The organism is Sandarakinorhabdus oryzae, assembly GCF_009733735.1.
In the GTDB taxonomy this organism is placed as follows: domain Bacteria; phylum Pseudomonadota; class Alphaproteobacteria; order Sphingomonadales; family Sphingomonadaceae; genus Sandarakinorhabdus; species Sandarakinorhabdus oryzae.
Window position 1 is genome coordinate 1 of the sequence record NZ_WNJP01000150.1, and the last position, 6,544, is coordinate 6,544.

7 protein-coding genes and 1 pseudogene are annotated in these 6,544 nt (G+C 67.0%); 4 read left to right on the top strand and 4 right to left on the bottom strand.

Translation table 11 applies throughout. The features are described 5' to 3' along the window. Positions 1-1,614 (top strand): aminodeoxychorismate synthase component I (gene pabB, locus GJ693_RS12630; protein ID WP_156256648.1); only part of this gene is annotated, 1,614 nt, incomplete at its 5' end. 51 nt (positions 1,615-1,665) lie between these two features. On the opposite strand, the gene GJ693_RS17530 is transcribed toward pabB, so the two are convergent. Then, the gene (locus tag GJ693_RS17530; RefSeq protein ID WP_235902871.1) at positions 1,666-2,250 is read right to left on the bottom strand and encodes a PEPxxWA-CTERM sorting domain-containing protein; all 585 of its coding nucleotides are present in this window, start codon (positions 2,248-2,250) and stop codon (positions 1,666-1,668) included. A gap of 167 nt (positions 2,251-2,417) precedes the next feature. Between GJ693_RS17530 and GJ693_RS12640 the strand changes: the two genes are divergently transcribed. Then, positions 2,418-3,623, top strand: a complete 1,206-nt coding sequence (locus tag GJ693_RS12640; protein ID WP_156256649.1) for a pyridoxal phosphate-dependent aminotransferase — start codon at positions 2,418-2,420, stop codon at positions 3,621-3,623. Positions 3,624-3,626: 3 nt separating this feature from the next. Next, positions 3,627-4,088, top strand: coding sequence for a tRNA (cytidine(34)-2'-O)-methyltransferase (locus GJ693_RS12645; protein WP_156256650.1), 462 nt, complete (start codon positions 3,627-3,629; stop codon positions 4,086-4,088). Positions 4,089-4,107: 19 nt separating this feature from the next. Here the strand turns inward: GJ693_RS12645 and GJ693_RS12650 are convergent, their stop codons facing one another. Both GJ693_RS12650 and GJ693_RS12655 read right to left on the bottom strand, forming a co-directional pair. Then, positions 4,108-4,410: a putative quinol monooxygenase gene (locus GJ693_RS12650; RefSeq protein ID WP_197042177.1), complete on the bottom strand. Its 303-nt coding sequence runs from the start codon at positions 4,408-4,410 to the stop codon at positions 4,108-4,110. 22 nt (positions 4,411-4,432) lie between these two features. Continuing rightward, positions 4,433-5,230 (bottom strand): hypothetical protein, encoded by a 798-nt coding sequence (locus GJ693_RS12655; RefSeq protein ID WP_156256652.1) that lies wholly within the window; start codon positions 5,228-5,230, stop codon positions 4,433-4,435. 123 nt (positions 5,231-5,353) lie between these two features. Between GJ693_RS12655 and GJ693_RS12660 the strand changes: the two genes are divergently transcribed. Next, positions 5,354-6,238 carry a LysR family transcriptional regulator gene (locus tag GJ693_RS12660; protein WP_156256653.1) on the top strand — a complete coding sequence of 295 codons (885 nt, stop codon included), beginning with the start codon at positions 5,354-5,356 and terminating at the stop codon, positions 6,236-6,238. 121 nt (positions 6,239-6,359) lie between these two features. Here the strand turns inward: GJ693_RS12660 and GJ693_RS16985 are convergent. Next, positions 6,360-6,544, bottom strand: a pseudogene (locus GJ693_RS16985) (spermidine synthase); the annotation flags it as partial.

Consider the following 6,544-nt stretch of genomic DNA (forward strand, 5'->3'; position numbering starts at 1 on the left):
GTGGCCCCGGCACTGGCGCGCCTGGCCGAGCCAGGCCCCTGGGGTGGCTTCATCGGCTTCGAGGCGGGGCACGCGCTGGAGCCGCGCCTCGCGGGGCTGGGCCGGGTGCCGCCAACCGGTCAGCCCTTGCTGTGGATGGGCCGCTTTGCCGAAGAACAATCTGCCGAGCCTGACTGTCTCGCCGAATGGGCGGCGCGGCCGGCGACGATTGGCGCGGTCGAACCCGGCATCGACGAGCCGGCCCATGCCGCTGCCGTGGCACGGCTGCACGCGCTGATCGCGGCAGGCGATATTTATCAGGCCAATCTCACCTTCCCGGCCGATGTGGCTGTCGAAGGCCATCCGCTCAGCCTTTATGCCCGGCTGCGCGCCGGCAGCGCGGCGCCTTATGGGGCGGTGCTGTTCACGGGGGATCTGTGGCTGCTGTCCCTGTCGCCCGAGCTGTTCTTCCGGCTCGATGGCCGCCAGCTGACGGCACGGCCAATGAAGGGCACGGCCCGGCGCGGGCGCTTTGCCGCCGAAGACAGCGCCCGGCGAACGGCGCTGGCCACCAGCACCAAGGATCGCGCCGAAAATCTGATGATCACCGATCTCATCCGCAATGACCTGTCGCGGGTGGCCGATCAGGTGCAGGTGCCGGCGCTGTTCGATGTGGAAGCCTATCCCACCGTCTGGCAGATGACCTCGACCGTGACGGCCACCGCCTGGCCAGACGTCAGCGCAGTCGACGTGCTGGCGGCGCTGTTTCCCTGCGGATCGGTGACCGGCGCGCCCAAGATCCGCAGCATGGAGGTGCTGGCCGCGCTCGAGCCCGCCCCGCGCGGCGTCTATTGCGGCAGTATCGGCGCGATTTCGGCCACGGGCGACGCGCTGTTCAACGTCGCCATCCGCACCCTCGCACTGCCGGTGGGCGGCAAGACGGCCCGGCTGGGGCTGGGCAGCGGCATCGTCGCCGACAGCGTGGCCGCAGATGAGTGGGCCGAATGCCTGGCCAAGGCGGCCTTTCTGCAGCGCCGGCCGCTGCCCGACCTGATCGAGACGATGCGGGTGGAAGCGGGCCTGATGCCCGATCTGGTGCTGCATCTCGACCGGCTGGCGGCCAGCGCCGCCCATCTTGGCCACCGCTTTGACAGGGCCGCTGTGACGCAGGTGCTGCCCGGTTTGGTCACCGCTCATACCGGCCGCGCCCGGCTGCTGCTCGCCCCATCCGGCGCATGGAGCCTGCAGCTTTCGCCGCCACCTGCGCCGCTGCCCGAACCGTTACCCGTCGCACTGGCACCGCTGCCGGTCAGCCCGGACGATTGGCGGCTCTGCCACAAGACCAGCGATCGTGCCTTCTATGACGATGCCCGCCGGGCCAGTGGGGCCGGGGAGGTGGTGTTCGTCCGCCCCGATGGGCTGGTGACGGAAGGCAGTTTCACCAATGTCTTCGTCGAACGCGACGGCCGCCTGCTTACTCCGCCAGCCGCGCTGGGCCTGCTGCCCGGCATCCTGCGTGCCCGGCTGCTGGCCGAAGGACGGGCCGTGGAAGCCGAGCTGACCGTGGCAGACCTTGCCAGCGGTTTCCTTGTCGGCAACGCCCTGCGTGGGCTGGTTTCTGCCAGGCTGGCATGAAAAAGGGGCGGCCATTGCTGGCCGCCCCCACGCAACACACATTATTCGTGATCAGGCAGCGACCGTGCCGCGCCGACGACGCAGGGCTGCGCCGGTGAGGCCGAAACCGGCGATCAGCATCGCCCAGCTCGCCGGTTCGGGCACGGTGCCGGGTGCGAAGGACGTCACACCGATATTGTCGCCGCCCGCCGTGGTGAGCTGAAAGTAGAAGCTGCCGGTGGGTGCGCCGGGGTTCACGCTGAACAGGTTGAAATCACCGCTCGGCCCGCCATAGCCGGCGCCGAAGCTACCGAAATTGAAGCCATTGCCCATCGTCTGGCCAATGAGCTGCTGGCTGTAGTTCAGCGGGCTGAATGCCGCGAAATAGAAGCTGCCGAAATCGGCCTGGGTGAAGCTGCCATTGCCGCCGGCCGAACCGCTGACGTTGAAGCTGATGATCGAGAAGCCGGTGCCGACCGGGTTGGTGGGCTGGGCGCCGCCCAGGTTGGGGAACAGGCTGGTATCGATATCGAACACGCCGACGGCGCTGGCCGTATTCCCGAACTGGGCGCCGCTCCACGTCACGGTGAAGATGGCGGCGTTGGCCGCCGAGGCCATGGCAATGGCGGCCGCAAGCAAAGCAAATTTCAATTTCACTGTCGTTGTCCCCCTGAAGTTGACCTGCCTTGTGTCAGAAGATGGTAAACAAAGTGCTGATTTTGTGCGGTGAATCGTCAGAATGCCGCGAAAAAACTGCACGGGGCGCCTGATTTGCGCCGGCTGGCGAGTTTCGCTAGACGGGCGGCGCAACAAGGAAGGCCGTCATGACTCCGCGCACCTCTGCCGCCATCAACCGCATCCAGCCGTCGCCCACCATCGCGGTGACCAACAAGGCGGCCGATCTGAAGCGCCAGGGCCGTGACATCATCGGGCTGGGCGCCGGCGAGCCGGATTTCGACACGCCGGATTTCGTCAAGGACGCCGCCATCGCTGCCATCCGCGCCGGCCAGACCAAATATACCGGTGTCGATGGCACGCCCGAGTGCAAGGCGGCGGTGCAGGCCAAGTTCAAGCGCGACAACAATCTCGATTACGGGCTTGACCAGATCAGCATCAACAGCGGCGGCAAGCACACGATTTTCAACGCCTTGCTGGCCACGCTTGATCCGGGTGATGAGGTCATCATCCCGGCGCCCTATTGGGTGTCCTACCCCGATATCGTCATGCTGGCCGGCGCCACCCCGGTGGTCATCAACTGCGGCGTCGCCCAGGGCTTCAAGCTCACCCCGGCGCAGCTGGAAGCGGCGATCACGCCCAACACCCGCTGGTTCATCTTCAACTCGCCCTCCAACCCGACCGGCGCGGCCTACTCGCGCGCCGAATTGAAGGCGCTCGCCGATGTCCTGATGCGCCACCCCCAGGTGCTGGTGCTGGCCGACGACATGTATGAGCATATCGTCTACGACAACTTCGATTTCGGCACCCTGGCCGAGATCGAGCCTGGCCTTTACGATCGCACGCTCACGGTGAACGGCGCGTCGAAGGCCTATGCCATGACCGGCTGGCGCATCGGTTTTGCCGGCGGGCCGGCCTGGATCATCAAGGCGATGGCCAAGCTGCAATCGCAGAGCACCTCCAATCCCTGCTCGATCTCGATGGCGGCCACGGTGGCGGCGCTCAATGGCGACCAGAGCTTCCTCAAGGAGCGCAACGCCGCCTTCCAGCGTCGGCGCGACCTCGTCGTTTCCATGCTCAACCAGACGCCCGGCCTGATCTGCCCGCGGCCGGAAGGCGCCTTCTATGTCTATCCCGATTGCTCCGGCCTGATCGGCAAGAAGACGCCCACCGGCGGCATCCTCAACAACGACGAGGACGTCGCGGCCTATCTGCTCGAAGCCGAAGGCGTCGCCGTCGTCCACGGTGCCGCGTTTGGGGGCTCGCCGGCGTTCCGGATCAGCTATGCGACGTCCGACGCGGCGCTGGAGGAGGCCTGCAAACGCATCCAGCGGGCGGTGGGCAACCTCGTCTGATCCATGCGGATCGCGCTGTATGAGCCGGAAATCGCCGGCAATGTCGGCGCGGTGCTGCGGCTGGGCGCGTGCCTTGGCGTGCCGATTGATCTGATCGAGCCGATGGGCTTCGCATGGGACGATGCCCGCGTCCGCCGCACGGCGATGGACTATATCGATCATGTCAGTATCACCCGCCACGCCGACTGGGACGCCTTCCACGCGACCATCGGCAGCGCCCGGCTGGTGCTGCTCACCACGAAGGGCAGCGTTTCGGCTTACGACTTCGCCTTTCGGCCGGATGATGTGCTGCTGTTCGGCAAGGAAAGCGCTGGGGCGCCGCCGCATGTCCACGCCGCCTGCGCCGGCCGCATCCGCCTGCCGATGCGGCCAGAAGTACGCTCGCTGAACCTCGCCATGTCGGCCGGCATCGCCGTGGGCGAGGCGCTGCGGCAGACGGGCGGGTTGCCGGGGGACGCCGATTGACCGGTTCGCAGGCCCCTAATCAGGCGACGACTTCGATCAATTTGGCGTGAAAGCGTCTGCTCTCCGGCTTTCCGGTCATCAGCGGGCGGATGCGCTCGCCAAACGCCTTGAACAGGTCCGAGGCGGTGTAGGCGGCGAAATCCGCCTCGCTTTGCCATTCATGGACGATGCCGAGCATCGCCGGGTCGGCGGGATCGTGCACCGGGTGGAAGGCCATGCAGCCGGGCATGGCGCGGACCGCCGGCGCGCTTTCCAGCAGGGCATCGGTTGCGATCTGGCGATGTTCCGGTGCGATCGGAAAGCGCAGGTGGGCAATCAACATGGTGCGTTCCTTCTGTCTGCTGTCAGGGCTGGCCATAAAGCGGCAACGCGTGGACGAGCGTGGCCCAGGCGGAGGCCGGCATCACCAGGGTGCGTGCGACCACTTCGCCCATGAAGATCAGGCTGCCGATCAGCGTCCAGCGATGGATGCGGCCGCGGGTGGCAACATCCCAGATCCACAGCGGCGCCAGCGTTGCCAGCATGATCGCCTGGATGACCAGCAGTCCCATGGGGTCCAGCGGCGAGATGGGCAGGCGGAAGATCGCCGGATCGGCCAGCTGGCAGGCGAGGGCGACCATCAATCGCTTGTGGGCCGGGCCGTCAAAGCGCCGGCGCCAGGCCAGCCACAGGGTCAGGCCCAGGGCCAGGCTGCCGAACAAGGGCAGCGCCACCAGGCCTTCCAGCATCTCGCGCGGGAACGGCACCGGCCGGATGGCATGGTAGGCTTGCGCCCCCACCACATAGGCCATGGGCACCAGAGCGGCGCCACAGGCAAAGGCCCATTTGCCAAGCGCGACATGGGCCCTGATCCGGCCCGTCGCGGCCAGCATGGCCTGTAGCGGGAAGGCGAGCATGAACAGGCTGGCAAGCACGCCGTGCACAATCGTGTCGATGCGCAAGGGGGCCAACGGGGCGGCACTCGGGACCAGGCCACGCAGGTAGAAGCTCGGCGCAAATCCGACGAAGATGACCAGCAGCGCGGCCATCATGTAGCCGGTGAAGAACAGATGTTCCGTCCAGACGGTGTCAGTCTTCACCGTGCGTGGCGAGGCCAGTCGCCTGCCGATGCCGGCCTCGAAATCTGTCTGTTGCACGGTCATTGAACGATCCTCCCGCATCGGCGCGGCTGCCGGGGATCGGCCCTATCCGGCCAGGAAGCGCCGGAAAAACCCCATTTCTGCCGGAGCGTTATCCATTTATGGTGACCGTGAAGGAGCTGGGCATTGTTCGAGTGGGGAGACATTCGCTATCTGCTGGCGGTGGCCCGCACCGGCAGTTCACTGGCGGCGGCTCGGGAGGTCGGCTCCAGCCAGTCGACGGTGACGCGCCGGATCGACGCGCTGGAGGCGGCGCTGGGCCTGAAGCTTTTCGAACGACGCCCGCAAGGCTATTTTCTCACCGACCAGGGCCGGGAATTGCTGCCGTTGGCCGAAGCGGCGGGCCTCGCCATGGTGCGCATGGCGGAGGCCGGCGCTGTCGCCAGGCGCCAGCTCTCCGGTCGAATCCGCTTCGCGGTGCCACCTGACGGCGGCGACCCGGCCATCATGGGCCCGGTTGTTGAATTCATGCGGCTCCATCCTGGTGTCACGGTGGAAACAGTGCCCGGATTGGCGTTCGAGGATGTTGCAGCGGGTGATGCCGATATCGCGTTCAGGGCGGGCCCGCGACCGGATGAGCCCGGCCTGATCCTGCGCAAGGTTGGCGAGATCGTCTGGCAGCCATGTTGCAGCGTCGGCTATGCTGAGGCGCACGGCCTTCCATCCTCGCTGACGGACCTTGGCGATCACAAGGTCATCGGGGCGGAAGGGCAGTTGGCCCAATCAGTGCCCTTCCGACGGTTTCACGAATTGGTGGAGCCGTGCGCGCTGCGGGGGGTCAGCATCCATGCCCTGATTGGCTATGTCAGGGTCGGCGCCGGTATCTCGATCCTCCCGGAGGTGACGATTGCCGGCAATGACGACATCATCGCCTGCCTGCCGCCGCTGGCCGAGGCGCCGAGCGAGGCGTGGCTGATCACGCGGGAGGATATTCGAAAGACGCCCCATGTTCGCGCCTTCCTGGATCATATCGCCGCCCACCTGACCGCGCTGCTCCGCCGCAACCGATGAATGCGTGCAGCGCCCATTCTGGCGGGTTGGCCTTGCAGCGGGCCGCTTACCGAGACTTGCCTTGCCGGCCAGGCCGTTGGCGAGGCGCTGCGCCAGACGGGCAGGCTGCCGGGTTAGGCGCTCAGCGTTTCGTGGCAAACCAGATGATGTGGGTGGCGCCCTTGCCGTTCTCGCGCGCCCGCACCGGCACCGTCTCCACCGCAAAGCCGCTGCGCTCCAATTGCCGGCCAAAGGCGGCGTCCGGCGCGGCCGACCAGACGGCAAGCACGCCACCAGGCCGCAGCGCCGCGCGCGCATCGGCGAGGC

Bases quoted from the DNA above. Each gene is read 5' to 3' on its own strand.
- GJ693_RS12640 (WP_156256649.1), top strand. From the start codon at position 2,418: ATGACTCCGCGCACCTCTGCCGCCATCAACCGCATCCAGCCGTCGCCC.
- GJ693_RS12645 (WP_156256650.1), top strand. From the start codon at position 3,627: ATGCGGATCGCGCTGTATGAGCCGGAAATCGCCGGCAATGTCGGCGCG.
- GJ693_RS12650 (WP_197042177.1), bottom strand. From the start codon at position 4,410: ATGTTGATTGCCCACCTGCGCTTTCCGATCGCACCGGAACATCGCCAG.
- GJ693_RS12655 (WP_156256652.1), bottom strand. From the start codon at position 5,230: ATGACCGTGCAACAGACAGATTTCGAGGCCGGCATCGGCAGGCGACTG.